The organism is Tolypothrix sp. PCC 7712, from assembly GCF_025860405.1.
GTDB lineage: Bacteria > Cyanobacteriota > Cyanobacteriia > Cyanobacteriales > Nostocaceae > Aulosira > Aulosira diplosiphon.
Genome location: NZ_CP063785.1, coordinates 6,888,365 through 6,907,444 on the forward strand (window position 1 = coordinate 6,888,365; position 19,080 = coordinate 6,907,444).

The following is a 19,080-nucleotide window of genomic DNA, read 5'->3' on the forward strand; positions in this document are numbered from 1 at the left end:
GACACAAAATCCGAGAATATGAGACGTGATGAATCGCATCTCTACAAGGTTTGTAATTCCAAACCAAAAGGTGGAATTTCAAAGACAACCTCATCAGTAACGACGGTTACCCAAAATTTTTCGTTCCAATCGCCAATAACTTGAGCGTAAAGAATTCCTAAGCTGGTATCTGATAAAGTTTCATCAAATAATATTTGTGTTGCATCACGTACCTCTAATGTTAATGTATGTGGCATAGGTCTTTGTGGTTGTGAACCTACAGCAACTAACAACATCCATTCAGGGTTGGCAGCATCTTCCGATAACACCCACATAATTGCATATAATCGCAAACTCCCTTCTTCACAATCCAAATCACGAAATGCACCCCGCGCTGTGTTAGGAATATAAACACCTTGCTGTTCTAATCCGGCACGAATTTGCTCGAAATCATCTTGCAAAGAGCGTAATTGTGAAGAGCGTAATTGCGAAAATGCTGGTAATGGCATCAACATCCATCCCAACTCTTGAGCAGCTTGGTCTATTTGATTATTTAACCACAAACCGACATTAATTAATGGTTGAATTAAGGAAGGATTAGCAGCTTTGTGAACCCAATTAATTAATTCTGGGTTACTCAATAATGTTATCCCTTCACTCACCGTGAGTAATTCCCAAGGCTGCTGTTTTTGCAGTTGTGGTTTGATGGTTGTTAACTTTTGTTTTAAAGGTGTGGAATTAGTTGGTTGTGATGTTAGAGGTAGTTTAATAGCTGCTGGATTTAAACAGCGTAAATTAAGTAATAAATCGTTAGCATCTGGATTAAACCAGAGTTGTGGTAAAGTATAAGTCCAATCTTCTGCTACAGGTAACTGTGCAGTAGCTTGATATTTTTGGTATTGCTCATAGTTCATAAAACCAGATACAGCCACCTGATTTTGTTCCTCTTCTACCTGCATCAGCACATAAAAATGGGCAGCAAAATTGGGAATATCAAAAACTGCATTCGGCACCCGATGTTCATCAGTTAAAACGCTAGCAGTGATAATACAAATTTTGAAAGCTCCCACTTGAATATTGCAAGCTGCTGATAATAAATCTGCTGTTGCTGCTTGCCAAATCGAAGCAGAATTAATGTTAATTTCTAAATCAGATGCGCGTTGTTTTAGCCATTGTTCAAATCCTAAAACACCTAACGCACATAGATAGACTTGCCAGCGTTGTTGGGAAAAATGTATTGATTGGCTTAAACTGGCAGCACGTTGAAAATGTTCTGGTAATAATTCCGTGCGAGTTTCGTTGAGTGAATACCAATCTGGGTAATCTGTGTCTAAATATGAAGTAGGTTGGTTAATCATGGTCAAAAGTCAAGAGTCAAGGGTCAAAAGTTAACAAATAAAATTAATAATGTGTCGAAATATAGTGTTGTTATCTGGTATTTTTGAGTTTAAATAATCTTTATCCTATCTCCCCTCTATTATCTAAATAACGGCAAAGACGACGAGCTAAAAGACCAGATAAAGGCTGATTGCGTACAGGGTTTTTTACTTCAGATTCAGCTTCTTGCATCACTCCAGAAATTTGTTCGTCTAAAATTACTTCCAACTGCTGATCTAAACGTTGCAACCGTTCAAAATTTGTAAACTCTTGCGCTATTTGCAAAACGCGATCGCGTAAAATCAGCAACATACTTTGGCGAATATCAGCGCGCAGTTCATTTAACTTTAATAACCGGGTAACTTCATATTGTTTCTTCATTCCCAATTGCGGTGCGATTTGGCTCATCGGTTGACCTTGGCAATGAAAAAGATGTAAACCAGTCATAAATAATCGCTTTATTTCTTGACTAGTATTGCGCTTACTTTGCAGTTTACCGAGAGCAACTTCCACCACATGAGAAATAGCTGCGTCTAAGGATGTCAAAAATTCTTCTTGATATAAATTCATAAAATCAGCTTTGTCATCCCCTTCCTCGGTTAAGAGCGATCGCTCTACAATCGGTTGAATCTCCGGTTGATCGTAAGCAACTGACGCAACATAACCGCCTTGTGCTGCAATCCGGTATTGTCTCAGTTTGCTAGCCATTGCTTGCAATTGGTTTAACATCGCTTCCTGACTCAGCTTGCGATTCGTCCGACTTTGCAAATCATTAATCATGCGAGTTAACTGTTCTGCTGTCGGGATTTGACAGGGTAGGTTTACCCCCGCTAATTTTTGCTGCAAGCGGTCTTCGCGGTAAACTGCGTGATAACTGATCAACAATTGGCCAACTTGCTCAATTTCCATCGGCGTTAAGTGATACATATCCGCGAGAATGCGTTGTAATTCCTTCGGGTTCGTATCATTCAACAGCGCCCAATCGCTAATCAAAAATACACCATGCTGGAGTAAAAATCGCTTGATTTCTGCATTCTGCTTCACATAGCGACTCACCCACGCATTCAGAGAACCTTTAACTGGATCGAATGTTTTTAACAGCTTGGTAGCTAAAGATTCATAAGTGGATTTGCGGACTCTGGGTTTATCAGAAGTTGCTTCTATGACTTGGTCATCTAAAACAAAAGGCAATAATTCCTCACTAGTAAAGCCGTGGCGATTGCCAAACCGCATTGTCAAGTCCAGACAAACTCGATATATTTGCTGAGATATATAGCACCGCAAACAAATTTCCGCTAAGTTAGCTTCCTCCGTAGCACCCGCTTTACCCTGTTGCATTTGTTGCCACAGATAACGTGCGATCGCCGCATCAGAAACCTCGCCCTTACCGGCAAATTCTTTTTGAAAATAAGTTTGAGCCGCTACTATCATTTCCACCCGGCGCTTACTTGTAGAATCTAACTTGACAAATTCCCAGTACTTTGATGATTGAACCACGGGATTTTTCGTTAATTGCAGCTAAATTACTCTCAATTTTTTCACCTCCTTTCAGGAAAAGCAATTTGCTGAGTATCTGTGACTCTATTTCCTTATATTTCTGAGGATGGTGAACTTATGCAAAATCAATGAAAGGTAGCAGAGAACAGTCAAGAATTACCTACCGTACCACCCACCACCTGAAGGCGAAATCTAAAATTTATAGCAGATGATAGCTAAATCAGGCATCTTGCCCACTATATATCTTATATATCTTACAAAGATTAGTTTGAATTGGTATTATCTTTAACTTCATCTGACATCTCCAAAAAATAATCAAACTTTCCCTAAAACTATTGTAGAGACGTTATAACTAACGCCTCTACATTCATTTTTGGAGATACCTATAACTGAAATCCAAACTTAAGAGGTTATTGATAAAGAAATACAGTGCTGTTAAGAATATGATTTACGCAAGTGTCACATTTTTTCGTTGAGGCTGTCAAAAGTCAAGAGTCAAAAGTCCAAAAGACTTAAATTTTTGACCCTTGACTCTTAAATCAGAAGATGTGTGTACCAGTTGCGTAAGTCCTGAAGAAAATTAATTGCTAACAAAACTAAAAAACTAGTTACTCAACAAAAAAAACAGAACAATAATTTTGGAGGGGGTTTGGGGGACGCAACCGTCCCCCAATCGGGGGTTTGGGGGAGAATCCCCCAATTGATCTGGCTTTGTTACACATATTTGATTTTTGAAATTACGCGCGTGCGGTGCGTTACCCTATCAATAACGCACCTCTGGTAACTTTTGACTTCCGCCCAGCGCTACTAGCGCACCTCTTTCAAGCTATCAACTTGCTTCGTAAACAACTCAGTAAACAGACTCATCACTGAGCGTTCTTCGCGCACTTTAATATTAGCTGTGATCGACATACCCGACTGCAGGGTCACGGGATGGCCTTTAATCTCCAAATATTGTTTATCTAAACTCACCCGTGCAGGGAAGCGATAAAACTGATGTGTTTGATCTGGGGGTAATGCATCAGAACCAATACCAATAACTTTTCCTTTAATATCACCAAACTCGCTAAAAGGAAAAGAATCAATTCTGACATCAACATTCATCCCTTCCCGCACAAAACCAATATCTTTGTTAGTAATAAAAACTTCTGCAATATATTTTTCATTAGGAACAATTTGCATCAGTTTTTGAGTAGGGTTAGCTACATATCCAGGATATTTAGCTTGCAAATCAAAAATTGTTCCCGCCACCGGAGCGCGCAATTCTTGATATCTGACATTCACCTGCGTTTGCGATATTTTACTAGTGATATCTGCCAAACGCTGTTCATTGTCCAGAATCACCTTCATGAATTGAGTATCAATTTCTGCAATTCGCTGTTTATTCTCCGAGATTTTCTCTAAAATCCCTTTATCCGAAGCAGCTATAGTATTAGTTAACTGCTGCTGACCTTTCTCAATATCAAATTGCAGACGTTTTTCTTCTTCAGCTAATTGAGCAACTTCTGCACTCAAATTTTGCACTTGCTGTTGCTGATTGAGATATTGCAGTTGGGAAATACCACCTTCTTCTGAGAGGATTTTGAGTTTATTCAAAATCTTTTGCTGAATAGCTAAACTTGATTCTGTATCTTGCTTTTTAACTTGAGTTTGTGAAAGTTGTTTGCGGGTTTTTTCAACCTCTAATTGTGCGGCTAAAGAGCGAGATTCTAATTCTTTTTTCGCAACTGCTAAACGTTGTTGCTCATCAGTACCTAATCCAGCTTCTGAACTATATTTTTTTAATTGGTTCCGCAATAATTCATTTTCGGAAACTAATGCTGCGCGACTTTTCAGCAAAAAGTAAGTTTCTTGGGGTAAGCGACTCCGCAAGAATTCTAACTCCGTTCCTGAAGCAGTACTTACTTCCATCAAGCGGCGATAAATTTGGTTTTCTTGAATTAACGCAGCGCGAATTTTATTTAAAGAATTTAATTCTGCACGGGTAGCCACAGAATCAAAAGTTAATAGTAAATCGCCCGCTTTGACTTTTTGACCATCTTTCACATAAACTGCTTTCACAACTCCATTCACAGGAGCCTGAACTTCTTTATTAGTTCCTTCTGGCTTTAATTGTCCTGCGGCGGGTACAACTTGCTCAATTTTGGCATAATAAGCCCAACCAACACCAAAACAGGCCAAACACATCAGCGAGATCATAATTGTCCGCGACCAAACTGGAGATTGACGCAGAACAACAGCTTGCTCAAAGTTAACTTCTTGAAAGTTCAGTGGAGATTGTTTCGGTGTTTTACCAGTAGATGTGGCTACGTGTGAATCTGTCGGTTGTTCGTTGTTATACCTACCGTTACCATTTCTATCACTAAAGTTAGTGCCATTAAGTTGAGTCATAGCTATTTTAGATTTTGAATTAGTAATTGTTTTTAGTGATTCAGTTACTCACTGAGCAGTTATCCATAATTAATTGTGGCTGGATAACTGCTCATAGCATCATTACAGATTGACTTCTTGCTGCTGATACAGGTAATGATAATGACCTTTAGCAGCCATTAACTCTTGATGGTTTCCTTGTTCTGTAATTCTGCCGCTATCCATGACGATAATTCTATCTGCATGGCTCACAGTAGTGAGACGATGAGTAATAAAAAATACTGTATTTCCTTTGAACTCTTGAGCTAAATTCAGACAGACTTGGCGCTCGGTTACGTAATCTAGAGCGCTGGTTGCTTCATCTAACACTAATAATTTGGGTCGTTGTAATACCGAACGTGCGATCGCAATTCTTTGTCTTTGTCCACCGGAAAGTCCTGCACCCCGTTCACCCACACGTGTATTGTAACCGTTGGGTAAACCCATAATAAATTCGTGGGCAGCGGCGACACGCGCTGCTTCGATAATTTCTTCGGTGGTTGCATCTGGGTTAGTTAAAGCAATGTTGTCTTGAACTGTACCGTCAAACAACAAAGGATCTTGAGGAACTACCCCCATCTGTCGCCGCAGTGAATAAAGTTCAACTTTACCAATATCATAACCATCAATTAAGATGCGCCCAGACTCCACATCATAAAGTCTCAGGAGTAATTTCATCATCGTACTTTTACCAGAGCCACTCTGACCGACAATGCCTACAAATTCTCCCGCCGGAATTTCTACACTGACATTAGAAAGTTGCAGGGGGCCGCTAGGTGCAAAGCGGAAGGAAACATTTTCATATTTCACTGCTCCCAAAATTGCAGGTAAGGGAATATTTTGGCGATTGCTTTCGGCTTCTTCTGGTGTATCAACAATATCGCTTAACCGCTCTAAAGATAAAGCTGTTTCTTGGAAGCTTTGCCAAAGTTGAGCCAAGCGCAAGATAGGACTAGTAACGTAACCAGAGATAATTCTAAAGGCGATTAATTCCCCTAAGGTTAATTCTTGTTTAAGTACTAAATAAGCTCCCACCCACAACACTAGTAAACTACTCAATTTATTGAGAAAGTTACTAGTTGAGTTAGCCAAGGTAGAAGTCACAACAGTTTTGAATCCAGCCGCTACGTATCGAGCATAACGTTCTTGCCAAGAAAAGCGCGATCGCAATTCGATATTTTGCGCTTTCACTGTTTGAATCCCGGACATTACCTCAACTAAATAGGACTGTGTTTCGGAGTTCCGTTCGGCTTTACTGCGTAACTGTCTTTGTACAGTCGGAGAGGCAATTAATGTCAGAATTACAAATACGGGAATTGTACCCAAACCTACCAAGGTAAGTTGCCAACTGTAAAACAGCATAACGATGATATAAACCACCGAAAATACTGCATCTAAGCCAACAGTTAAAGCTGTACCTGTGAGGAATTGCCGAATATTTTCTAGTTCGTTAATTCGAGTTGATAATTCCCCAACTGGACGCTTTTCAAAATAGCGTAGTGGTAGGCGGAGTAGGTGGTCAATAATTTGTGACCCCAAACTCATATCAATGCGGTTGGTAGTATCCACAAATAAATAAGTCCGCAATGTTGTGAGCACTGCTTCAAATATGCCTACTACCAATAGCAAAACGCCCAAAACATTGAGCGTGCTAATACTATTTTGGACAATGACTTTATCAATAATTAGCTGAATAACCAGTGGGTTAGCTAACGCTGCTAATTGGACAAAAAAGGAAGCAATAAAAACTTCAATTAGCACCCGACGGTGGCGTGACAAATAAGGAATAAACCACCGCAACCCAAAGCGTTCTTGAGGGGTTTCTTTAGTAGTGGAAACCAGCAATACCCGCACCTGAGGCGGCATCTTACTGTCATCAACTTCTAATCTCGCTACCAATTCCGCTGGTTTGCAACGCACTATCCCTTGAGTGGGTACACCCACAACTGCACTATTGGCATCAGCTGCATATAAAACTGCATAATTTTCGCCATAGCGAATTAATGCTGGTGTGGGAATGCGAGTAATTGAGGTAGCGGGTATATCTACCAGATGAACTTTGAGTCCAATTAATTCTGATAAATAAGCACAAAGTTGAAACGAGAGATTACCTTGTCGTTTAATTTGCTCATTTAAAATGCGGCGCACTACTTCCTTGCGAAACGGAATTTGTAAGTGCTTGGAGAGCATTTGAAAACAAGCAAAGGTGGCATTTATTTCCCCATTACCACGGAAAAATGGGTATTTCTGGTTTTTACCTTTACCTTTTGCAGCCGTAGCTGGTTGATATTCTTCTTCTGTAGCGTAAGGAATATCTAGTTCGTCAGCAATTTGAGGTTGGCTATCCCGCACTTGCAGCTGTACTGGTTCATTCTTCTCCACAAAGAATAAATCAGATGGGGATAAACCAATCAAACGCACAGAATTTGGCCCTTCGGCTTCAATTATGCCGCCATTACTGACATCTAAGCGCGAACCATTGGTGAGATTTTTGATTGTACCGCCACCACTCACAAACCAAATACTATTGCTATCAAGTTGGCTAAGTGAGCTTCTTCCCGGATTCAAGTAATTTACTTGTGCTTGTGGTAAAGCTTGTTCCGATATTTCTTTGAGATTAGCACTAGCTAAAGCTTGCTTTTCTAATTCCGACCCGACAACATCAAAAATTTCGATGATATGAGGGCGGTTTTTACGCACATGAGCAAAAGTGGAGTAAGAAGAAAGGAGGCGTAAATATTCAACTGCACTTAAGGTTAAACATACTACTTCCGTGGAAGCGATCGCCGTCTCACAGCCCAGTTGACGTAAAAAGCCAATCTCACCTAAAATTTCCCCAGGTTGCAATAACCTTAAGGTTACTGGCATCTGTGTTTGAGGGTCGTATCCCAACAACCGCACTTGTCCTTCATAAATAATTGTTAATTTTTCGGGGATTATTTCTTTACCAATAATTTTTTGGCCTATGCGGTAGCGCCAAGCTTGCAGTTGCTGTGATACATTGGCGATTTCCTCATCAGGTAGTTGATCAAATCCTTCAACAGAGCCAAGAAATTCTTGAAAGGAGTTTTTAATATATGTCATGCCTAGTTCTGGTAATCAGCGCTAAATATATGTATTGTTTGTTGGTTATTAGCTAGTGGTAATTGGTTACTCAGTCATAGGAAGGTTTCCGATGACATAGTACATTATCCGGCTTAAAAGTTACTTTGATTGCGAAGTTTTACTTAATATAGTTGCTATATTTGCCATTTTCGGTATAGATTTGCTAATTCTCATCAGAGATTATTCAGCCACCTCTGGCACTATCCGTCAGGCAACTGTGGCAATCACTGCTTTTGAGCAAGTTTCATCACCAAGCATGAAAGCGTGACTGAGATTTATTTGTACTCAGGACTTTCAATCCAGGCATTCACGAAAACAACTCACTTCTCTCGAATTTTTCACCAGATTAGTAGGTTGGCTTAAGCACAGCGCAACTCAGGACACCTCCCTTTAGGTAAATTTTTCGGGTACGCTGTGTGAGCGCCTGTCGCCAATGGAGTAGGACAGTTCCTAGGAAACCCTCCTGCAGTGCTGCTCTCACTGCACGTAACTGGCTCCTCTTGAGAGCCACGCCCCGAAAATATTTGTGCTAGTTGCGTAAGTCCTGTTACAAAAACTTCATCAGACAGCAAAAATATAGTTTGTTAGTTGAGGGAGTGTTAGCTATCTACCCACACATCCTCTAGGATTGAAATTACTGAGGCATTTTGCTCAAACAAAATTTTCATGGGGATTTCCACAGTATTTTTGCGGAATATTCTGAAATTACTTAGATAAATATCAATATTATAGTAGTTTAATTTTCGGATTTTAGAGATAGTATCAGTAATTCAACTGAAAGAATATACCTTTTAAAAATAAGATGAATTAACTGAGTTGCATCTACTGTTTATTGAATAATTAGAGTATTTATAGAATAAGGAAACCTATAAATTAAAGTACTGAATCACACTGTGTCATGCTAGAAAAAGCTTTTAAAACCAGGGCATTTACTGTTATCTGTTTGGCATTGCTATTGACTTGTTCTTGGGCTATTCCTCAACAAGCACTTGCAAATTCTGAAGAGCAACCAAGACAGGGTATACCCAAACGCAAAATGGGAGGTGGAACTCGCGGTCAGTGCTTTAGTAGTGTTGGGCATTTAATGGCTTTGGTACCAGAAAACAATTTAGGATTTACCAAAAAAGCTTATCCCAACATTTTATTCTATTTACCACCAACCTCAACATCAGCAATGGTGGAATTTGTACTGCAAGATGAAAATCGTCAATCAGTTTATGAGACTACTTTTACTAAAAGCAGCGCTGGCGGAATTATCAATTTTAGTTTGCCTGAATCTAGCTCCTTACCTCCACTAGGCATCAATAAAAAATACAATTGGTATGTGTCACTCATTTGCGATCCGGAAAACAGAGCCAACGATATTGTGGTCAATGGCTGGATTCAAAGAGTAGAACTAGACTCAAACTTCAATAAACAATTAGAGCAAACAACATCACCTTTAGGACTTGTAGCTCTTTATGCCAAAGCTGGACTTTGGCAAGATGCATTAGCTACATTAGCAGAACTGCGAGCCACTCAACCGAATGATTCTAGACTGGCTGTTAATTGGACACAACTCTTAAAAACTGAAAAATTGGATGCGATCGCACAGGAGCCTTTTTTGGAGATCCAAATCCCCAACACCCCCTAGTTACCATCAAGTACTTTTCTCATCCCACAGCAAATTGGAAAAAATATTTCTTGCCAGACAAACTAAAACACAGATAAGATCTGGCAGATAAAAATTTAAGTAGTCTTTTACTCAACTCTTTATCTATTGTCAAAAGCCAACTCTATCAATCTACAGCTTTTGTGATTGCTAAATACTCCCATAAGTTTTGCAAATTAGTATCTTTAGTTACTAAGTATCTTAACTATCAGATCAACCCATCGATTACCACACTGACTTTAAAGCAATCAGTTGTCATTGCTAGTATCTTGATTACAGGATTGGTAATGGGTGTGAAACAACTGGGGTGGTTGCAACTTTTAGAATTGGTCAGCTATGACCAAATGGTGCGCCTCCAACCTGATGCTGGTTATAACCCACAGCTGTTGGTAGTAACAATTACAGAAGCTGATATTAAAGAACAGAAACAATGGCCTTTGTCTGATAGCGTCCTTGCTCAACTATTAGCCAAGCTGCAACAAGCTCAACCTACAGCTATTGGTTTAGACCTCTATCGGAATATCCCCCAACCTCCAGGTCGTGACGCGCTGATGCAGCAACTTCGGGCTTCTAATGTAATTACTATTAATTATCTCGGGGATCAAGAAGCAGAAGGAGTATCTCCTATTTCGGGTTTAGCCCCAGAACAAATAGGCTTTAATGACTTTGTAGTTGACCCAGATGGCGTTGTCCGTCGAAATTTGATTTATGCCCAGCAAGGAGAGGAGAAATTCTACTCCTTTTCTTTGCAGTTGAGCCTGAAATATCTTGCCAAGCAGGGAACTACTCTCAAAGTAAAATCAGAGGCTTTGCTGTTAGGTAATGGTGTATTTCCTACTTTAAATAATAATTCCGGTGGGTATCACGATATTGATAGTGCAGGCTATCAAGTGATGATTTCTTACCGTTCACCTGAAAACATAGCGCGACAGCTATCATTAACTCAAGTACTGCGGGGTGAATTTGAACCTAACTGGATTAAAGACAAGGTTGTACTGATTGGGACAACAGCCCCTAGCTTAAAAGATTTGTTTTTTACTCCTTATAGTGCTGGTAAACCTGCAAACCCAGGTTTACCAGGAGTATTACTCCACGCTCAATTGGTCGGACAAATTCTTAACACAACTTTAGATCAACAACCTGTATTTTGGTTCTGGCCAGAATGGGCAGAATTCCTCTGGGTGTGGACTTGGGCGTTGGTAGGTAGTGTACTTGCATGGCGACTTCGCCATCCCCTCTCTTTAGGAGTAGCTGGGGTAATTTGTTTGGGTGGTCTATTTGCTATTTGCTTTGGGATCTTCACTCAAGCAGGCTGGATACCGCTTGTCGCACCAATTTTGGCATTAGCGATCGCAACTGGCACGCTTCTGGCTTATAAGCTATTACACAATACATTGCATGATAGCCTCACTGACCTGCCCAATCGCAGTTTGTTTTTGAAGCAATTGGAATGGGTAATTGCTGAAACAAAACTACCTAAAAGCTCACGATTTGCCATCCTATTTTTAGGGATTGACCGCTTCAAATTTATTAATGAGAGCTTTGGGCACCAATTTGGCGATCAATTTTTAATGAATGTCACTCAAAGATTAAAAGCTTGCCTAGGAAATAGAGGAATATTAGCCAGAGTTGGTGGTGATGAGTTTGCTGTTCTACTGAAAAATATCAATGATAGTAGTGAAGTGACTGCTATAGCTGACCAGCTACATCAGAAAATGTCCTTACCCTTTAAAAATAACGGACAAGAAATTTTTACTAGCATCAGTATTGGTATAGCTTTAAATCAGACTGAACTCGATTATGAACCAATAGCTTTGCTGCGAGATGCCCATACAGCTATGTATCGCGCTAAAGATTTGGGTAAAGGCCGTCATGAGGTCTTTGCTACAGGTATGCATACCCAAATTGTCAAGCGGTTTCAGTTAGAAATAGACTTGCATCGAGCTATTGAACAGCAGGAATTTGAGCTTTACTATCAGTCAATAATTTCTTTAACCACGGCTAGAATAGTTGGGTTTGAAGCACTTGTGAGGTGGAATAATCCTCAATATGGCTTTGTTTCACCTGCAGAGTTTATTCCTCTAGCTGAAGAAACGGGGCTGATTATTCCTTTAGGAAAGTGGATTTTGCAAGCAGCCTGTCAACAATTGGCTGTTTGGCAAGCTCAATTTCCTACAACTCCTCCGTTGATGATGAGCATCAACATTTCTGGACATCAGTTAACTCAATCCGATTTGGTGGACTACATTGAGCAAACTCTCCAAGAGACAGGATTAAATGGCGAAAGTTTAAAATTAGAAATTACTGAAACCGTAGCCATGAATGACGTGGAAACGGCAATTAGCATCATGCTGCGATTGAGAACTTTAAATCTCAGGTTAAGTATTGATGATTTCGGTACAGGCTATTCTTCTTTAAGCTATTTACATCGCTTCCCTGTCAACACATTGAAAATAGATCGTTCTTTTGTCAGCCGTATGGAAGATACTGACGAAGATGCTGCGATCGTTCAAACGATTATCATGTTGAGTCATGCATTGGGTATGGATGTAGTTGCAGAAGGGGTGGAAACTGCTGCACAGCAAGCTAAATTGCATAGTTTAGGTTGTGAGTATGGACAAGGCTATTTCTTTTCTAAGCCTGTAGATCAAAAAACTGCAACTGCATTACTAGATAAGCAATTCAATAAATAATATGATGTTCGCTTCAATACTATACTTTGGCATAGGCTGGTAATTGGTAAAACCAATGCCATCTGCAATTAACAATTAACAGGAAAAATTTGTTACTAAATAATCGACCAAGCAATAAAAAAGCGCCTCAATTTTGGAGGCGCTTTTTTATTAAGCTAAAGGTTTAGGATTAGCCGTTGATTGCAGGAGCAGTCAACGCAACAGGAGCAACTTCACCAGCAGCTAAGTCTAAGGGGAAGTTGTGAGCGTTACGCTCGTGCATAACTTCCATACCCAAGTTAGCGCGGTTGATTACGTCTGCCCAAGTAGCGATGACGCGACCTTGAGAATCAATTACTGATTGGTTGAAGTTGAAACCGTTCAAGTTGAACGCCATTGTGCTGACACCCAACGCGGTAAACCAGATACCGACTACAGGCCATGCAGCCAAGAAGAAGTGCAGAGAACGGCTGTTGTTGAAGGATGCGTATTGGAAGATTAAACGACCAAAGTAACCGTGAGCAGCTACGATGTTGTAGGTTTCTTCCTCTTGACCGAACTTGTAACCGTAGTTGAGAGATTCGGTTTCGGTGGTTTCACGCACCAAGGAGGAGGTTACCAAGGAACCGTGCATTGCAGAGAACAAGCTGCCACCGAATACACCAGCCACACCTAACATGTGGAAGGGGTGCAACAGAATGTTGTGCTCTGCTTGGAACACGATCATGAAGTTGAAGGTACCGGAGATACCCAAAGGCATACCATCAGAGAAGGAACCTTGACCAATGGGGTAGATCAAGAATACTGCGGTAGCAGATGCCAAAGGTGCAGAGTAAGCTACGCAGATCCAAGGACGCATACCCAAGCGGTAAGACAATTCCCACTGACGACCTAGGTAGCAAGCGCAACCTAGCAAGAAGTGGAAAATTACCAATTGGTAAGGGCCGCCGTTGTACAACCACTCATCTAAGGAAGCTGCTTCCCAGATGGGGTAGAAGTGCAAACCGATAGCGTTAGAAGAAGGAACAACTGCACCAGAGATGATGTTGTTTCCGTAAATTAAAGAACCTGCAACAGGTTCACGGATACCATCGATGTCTACTGGAGGAGCAGCGATGAAGGCGATTACAAAGCAAGCGGTAGCGGCTAGCAGTGTGGGGATCATCAATACGCCGAACCAACCGATGTAAATCCGGTTCTCGGTGCTGGTGATCCACTCGCAAAACCGATCCCATACACTGGTGCCAGAGCGCCGTTGTAAGGTTGTTGTCATTGTTTTATGAGTGCGATTAGTTGTAAAAAATTATTGAGTTTGGATGAAGTAAATTTTCACCCGTACTTATTAACTCTACATGAATTTACTGTAATCATGTGATTTATTTTCTTATATTTTTATTAAGAAATTTTCGATAATGCTTAATATAACTCAACATTATCTACTACTTTTATTGCTGAGTCCGCTTAATGAGAAAATGCTTGATATAAGCTGTAATAATGTTTGCAATACATAATAGGGGCACAAACATTTTTGTACCCCTATGCATCTGTCACATTCTTTTTTCAGTTGGTGTTACTTTGCAATAACTTGCTGATAGGTGTTGAGCCAAAAATTTATGTGTGCCTACCCTACCGACAGGGCTAATCAAAAATCAAAGTAGATATATGGCAAGCTACCTTCAGGAGCTAATAACCAAACTGCATAGAAACAAAGAGGCACAAATACCAGCTTGACAGGCCAATTAAACTCTAATTTGAGCCGACTCTTGAACATATAAGCCAAGGTCATCAAAATACCTAAAAGTAGCAGTCTGCCAGCCATTTGGGATTGGCTAATGTTGAGAGCTTCTATATATACTTTTTGGGCAAACTGAATATCAGCCGGATAACCCAATAAATGCCTAAATACTAAAGAAGAATCCTGGAAATTAGGTAATCTGAACCATATCCAAGAAGTGAAAACCATCAATTGGGTTAACAACCAAGCAGAAAAAATACCTATAGGGTGTTGCCAAAAATGTTCTAAATTTTCAAAGCGATCGCTCAATGCATCTGTTAGGCGATGGACTATCAAAGCTAACCCGTGGTAAGCACCCCAGACGACAAAACCCCAAACAGAACCATGCCAAATCCCAGCAATTAGCATCACAATCATCAAATTCCAGCAGGTGCGTACTAAACCCTTACGAGAACCACCCAAAGGAAAGTAAACGTAGTTACGCAGCCATTCACCTAAAGTCATGTGCCAGCGTCGCCAAAAATCCGCAATACTGGTGCTGAAGTAAGGAAAATCAAAATTCTCTGGTAATACTAAGCCAAAGAGTAAAGCACTACCACGAGCAATATCTACATAACCGTTGAAATCTAAATACAACTGTAAACCGTAGGCAAATATCGCTAGCCACAGATCTGTACTACCTGCTCTTTGCAAGTTCCCAAAACATAAATCAACAAAAATACCCAAATGATCTGCCAATATGCCTTTTTTAACTGCACCCCTAGCAATTAACCACAGCCCTTCTGCTACTTGATCGGGAGTAGGTAATTGTAGTGTATTAATTTGAGTTGCTAGGTTGTGATAGCGAGTAATCGGCCCAGAGATTAGTTTGGCGAAAAATAATTTGTAAGCAGCAAATTTCAGAAATTGACCAGTAGCAGGCGCACCACGATAGACATCAATTAAATAAGAAATACATTCAAAAGTAAAAAATGAAATTCCTAAAGGTGCAACAAATTTAAAAGCTCCATCTTGTGAGGTAATTGATACATGAAAAATAGCATTAATAATAAATGGCAAATATTTAAAGCCTAAAAGCAGTATCACATTTAAACCAACACCTAGCCATAAAAGCTTCCGGCGGCGAAGGTTCCAGTCAGCTTGGTAGAACTGCCATTCTTCAGAAATACGTCTATTAGAATAATTTTTTCTCGGAGTGTTATCTTTACCTATTTCTAAACCGAAGCGAAAGTTAATAAAAGTAAGCGCTAATAATAAAGGTATGTACTGAGCATTTAAAGATGCATAAAATATCAGGCTGGCAATTAAAATTGTCCATAAACGCAACTTTTGCTCTGACAAAGTCCAGTAAATTCCCAGCACACTTAATAAAAAAAGACCGTAGAAAATTGAAATAAAGTTCATTTGTTAGTCATTTGGGGTTTGGGGTTTGGTGTTTGGTAATTGGGGTTTGGGGTTGGGTTGTGCTCATTTCCCCTTGTCCCCTTTTTTCCCCTGCTTCCTCTGCTTCCTCTGCTTCACGGACAGTTTGCTCAAGTCGGGAAACCCGCCCACGCAACTGTCCTCCTCTGTTCCCCTGCTCCCTCATCTCTCTACTTTGCTGGCCAGGGAATCATGGGATCGTGAGCTAGCTTTTTCGAGACTTCGTAGGCTCCGAAACGGTTGAGGTGGCTGGGGTCAGAAAAATAGTTATGATTTTTTGGCCACAGCTGACTTAAATCTCGGTAGATAAAATTGGGATTGTTCACCTGCGACATATATTGTTGAAATTCTTGCTCATATTGTTGACGCACAGAATCCAGATAGTCAGCAGTTAGAGGTGTATTGACAAAGACTAAAGGAATTTTTTTGGCTTGGGTAAAACTCAGCAATGCTTGAAAAGCAGTGTCTTGTTCCCCTTGAACTTTAAAAGATTGATAGTCGTTGTCATAATTTCCGGGAACTTTGGGGTGTTTTTGATAGTACCTCGTGGGATGAAAGCGGATTGATAAAGGTAAAAAGCCATCAAAGTCAACAGACATCTGAGAAGTATCTTCTTCTGGAGCATCATTGCTTAACTGTGCAGAGGATGTATTTCCAGGATTGCGATCGCTAATTAAAGGTAACGAGTTAAGCTGCTTTTGCAATAACTCTTTAACGCGATCGCGGTTGGCGTAGCTGGCGGAAATATTAGCTACAGCCTCGTTTAACCATTCATTAGCTAGCTGATAGCTGCTCATTTCTGGCTTTTGAGCTTTGGTTTTGGTTGCGTCTGAAGATTTTGCTGGATCTTTGAGCAACTCATCAGTTGTACCCGTGGCGATCGCTTTTTGCAATACCTGTTTATAACCTGGTGAGGCGGCAATTGATGCAAAGGTGATGTCTTTACGACCGCTATTAAAGGCACGGGTACCATCTGCCCAGATAATTAATTTTGGTAGTTCTGTCGGTTCTAGAACGCGGCGCACAATAAAATCTACAACTTGAGCGGTAGCACCATTGACTCCAAAGTTAAATACATCAACATTGGGATAACCCTGAGTTGCTAAAGCTTGTGAAAGTGCAGCCGGATCGACTCCTCTGAGGGCACGGGAGGAACCTATAATCAACACATGGGGAGGTCTACCTATTTTGGCTAACCTTTGCTTATACAAGGCAATTTGCTCGTCTAACTGCCTTGCATTAAAACTGGGCATTTGCGATCGCGCTGCCAATAAAATTGCAGTGGCGGTAGCTTTGCCTTTTAAAGGTGCGGCTTTTAAGTTTTCTGTTTCGGTGTCGTCATCATTTTGGGTGAAGCCAGAAGCATTGAATACACCACCTTTACGCTGATTTGGTTTAGTTTTACTAGTATCAGCAAAGAATGCACTCATCTGGCTGGGATTCGCCTCAGACTTTGGAGATGTCTTGGCTTTAGGGCTAGATGATGCGGTTACTTGCGGTGTAGAACTTGGTAGGTTGCGGTTAACGATTTGCCCCAATACCCAGTCAGTTTGCATAGTGAGTAATAATCCCAGGGTTCCCCAAACTAAGGCAACCTTAATGCCTTGAGCTTCTGGGTTATACTCTGTGGGTTGGTCAATTTCGCTAAATAGTTGCGTTTGTAACAGTAATTTTTTGAAAGTGAGCTTGGTTGTGGTTACCCAATCCCGCGCTACTTCTGTAATAAAAGTTTGAACTTCCTCTGTCGTCAAATCAGGACGCAAGATTGGTTCATCTGTAGGAGTAGTGACTAGGTCGTTAATGTAGATAGATGTAGCCGCAAATTCGGGAGTAGCTTCTGGGACTAACCGTTGGCGAGGCTGAAAATCTTCGCCGTGATGCCAAGAGGGTTCCTTATTCCCTGCACGTCGTCCATAGACACGGACTCCCATGACTCCAGGGATTTTGAACTGGCGCAGTAACTCTACTACTTTGTTTGCCACTTTCTTGCGAGATGGGCATACAGGTGCATCACACATGACGTGAAACAAATCACCTTTGTGCAACAAAGTAATCTTGGCTCCACCTGTTTTCAAGCGCCAATCTAAATCAGGATTCAGTAACCGTTCTAATAAATAATTAATTGCTGGTTGATCACCAGAATTAGCCAATTCTAAGGCTGTTGGGGCGAAAGGTTCATGTATAGCGGCTGGCAAGGTAAGCCAGTCAATCCACGCTGGCTGCTTGTCGGCAATTTTTTGGCCGTAAACAGTAGCAGCTTTGATCCCTTGGGGAGCGATCGCTTCTAATTTAGATTTGATTTTATGTAAGCATAATTGTTTTTCTGGGGCTGTTTCTAAAGCATCAGAACTGGGAGTACAAAAAATATGTAGAGTTGACTCTTGCAGTGAAGTTTGCACAGCAACTTTGGCATTTGATAACTCCTCAGTTAACAGCCTGGCAATAGACTGTACATCCCCCCAACGTGCCCATTCCTTGAGCATCTCTTCGGGTGGTGTTAAATCCACCCGCAATCGCCACTCGGGTTTATTTTCGCCCTTCACCTGGGAAAAAATCACCGCATCATGGTAACCTGTCAACTTGAGATTGCGTAACTTCTGAGCGATGGGCTCTGCTAATAGTGAAGGATCAGGGCTATAACTCGACTGACAAAATATCCACAGGCGTTGTTCTTGTACTTGGTTATTTTCTGTGCTTGATTGCGGCTTGACTTTTACCTCTACAGCCACACCAAAAGTACTCAGAGTTTCGCTGAGATAACGGGCAATGGCATCGGGATTTCCTTTTCTTGCCAAGCTTTCGTTAGATAAAATCAGCGCTCCGCCTGGTTGAGATTTTAGCTTATCCTCTAATAAACCCTGCTTCGCCTCTTCCAAATGTCGTTCGAGCTGATTTAAATAAACTCGATGGCACCACTGGGGTCGCCCATCGCCTTTTTTTCGGCCGTAGACAAATACTTGGTATATTGAGGGTTGTTCGCCATTTGTGAGGACATCCAAGTCTGTTTGCTGGATTGCTTGTAGCAAGTCATATAAAGTGCGCCAACGTCCTGGACACTCTTTGCCTTCACAAAGGATATGTAAGTCATTTCCCCGTAACTGGACTTTCACCCCGAAAGTGCTAATCCCAGTTGCTTGGCTTACCCATTGCACTAGGGATTTTTGGCGATCTAGTAATGCTGTTTTCATGGGCAGTTAACTTTTAGAGAAAGCGAGTATTGGGGGATAGTGCCT

At 40.9% G+C, this 19,080-nt stretch carries 9 protein-coding genes; 2 read left to right on the top strand and 7 right to left on the bottom strand.

The window, feature by feature from the left end:
* Nucleotides 1-41: 41 nt before the first annotated feature.
* The 4 genes from HGR01_RS28425 to HGR01_RS28440 all read right to left on the bottom strand — a co-directional run bounded on the left by HGR01_RS28425 (nt 42) and on the right by HGR01_RS28440 (nt 8,346).
* Complete coding sequence (locus HGR01_RS28425) at nt 42-1,337, bottom strand: DUF1822 family protein (protein WP_045872318.1); 1,296 nt, start codon at nt 1,335-1,337, stop codon at nt 42-44.
* A 100-nt stretch (nt 1,338-1,437) separates the two neighbouring features.
* A complete protein-coding gene (locus HGR01_RS28430; protein WP_045872317.1) occupies nt 1,438-2,853 on the bottom strand; it encodes a hypothetical protein in 1,416 nt (471 codons plus the stop codon).
* A gap of 807 nt (nt 2,854-3,660) precedes the next feature.
* Nucleotides 3,661-5,244 carry an HlyD family efflux transporter periplasmic adaptor subunit gene (locus HGR01_RS28435; RefSeq protein ID WP_045872316.1) on the bottom strand — a complete coding sequence of 528 codons (1,584 nt, stop codon included), beginning with the start codon at nt 5,242-5,244 and terminating at the stop codon, nt 3,661-3,663.
* A 102-nt stretch (nt 5,245-5,346) separates the two neighbouring features.
* Nucleotides 5,347-8,346, bottom strand: coding sequence for a peptidase domain-containing ABC transporter (locus tag HGR01_RS28440; protein ID WP_045872315.1), 3,000 nt, complete (start codon nt 8,344-8,346; stop codon nt 5,347-5,349).
* Nucleotides 8,347-9,265: 919 nt separating this feature from the next.
* Here HGR01_RS28440 and HGR01_RS28445 point away from each other — a divergent pair.
* Both HGR01_RS28445 and HGR01_RS28450 read left to right on the top strand, forming a co-directional pair.
* Entirely contained in the window at nt 9,266-10,000 is a 735-nt protein-coding gene (locus HGR01_RS28445) for a DUF928 domain-containing protein (RefSeq protein ID WP_052335302.1), read from the top strand.
* 161 nt (nt 10,001-10,161) lie between these two features.
* Entirely contained in the window at nt 10,162-12,711 is a 2,550-nt protein-coding gene (locus HGR01_RS28450) for an EAL domain-containing protein (RefSeq protein ID WP_045872314.1), read from the top strand.
* 169 nt (nt 12,712-12,880) lie between these two features.
* Here the strand turns inward: HGR01_RS28450 and psbA are convergent, their stop codons facing one another.
* From psbA to HGR01_RS28465, 3 genes are all read right to left on the bottom strand, one after another.
* The gene (gene psbA, locus HGR01_RS28455) at nt 12,881-13,963 is read right to left on the bottom strand and encodes a photosystem II q(b) protein (protein WP_045872313.1); all 1,083 of its coding nucleotides are present in this window, start codon (nt 13,961-13,963) and stop codon (nt 12,881-12,883) included.
* Between the two features lie 369 nt (nt 13,964-14,332).
* Nucleotides 14,333-15,829 carry an MBOAT family O-acyltransferase gene (locus HGR01_RS28460; RefSeq protein WP_045872312.1) on the bottom strand — a complete coding sequence of 499 codons (1,497 nt, stop codon included), beginning with the start codon at nt 15,827-15,829 and terminating at the stop codon, nt 14,333-14,335.
* Between the two features lie 188 nt (nt 15,830-16,017).
* Nucleotides 16,018-19,035, bottom strand: a complete 3,018-nt coding sequence (locus tag HGR01_RS28465; RefSeq protein ID WP_045872311.1) for a DUF1574 family protein — start codon at nt 19,033-19,035, stop codon at nt 16,018-16,020.
* Nucleotides 19,036-19,080: the final 45 nt, after the last annotated feature.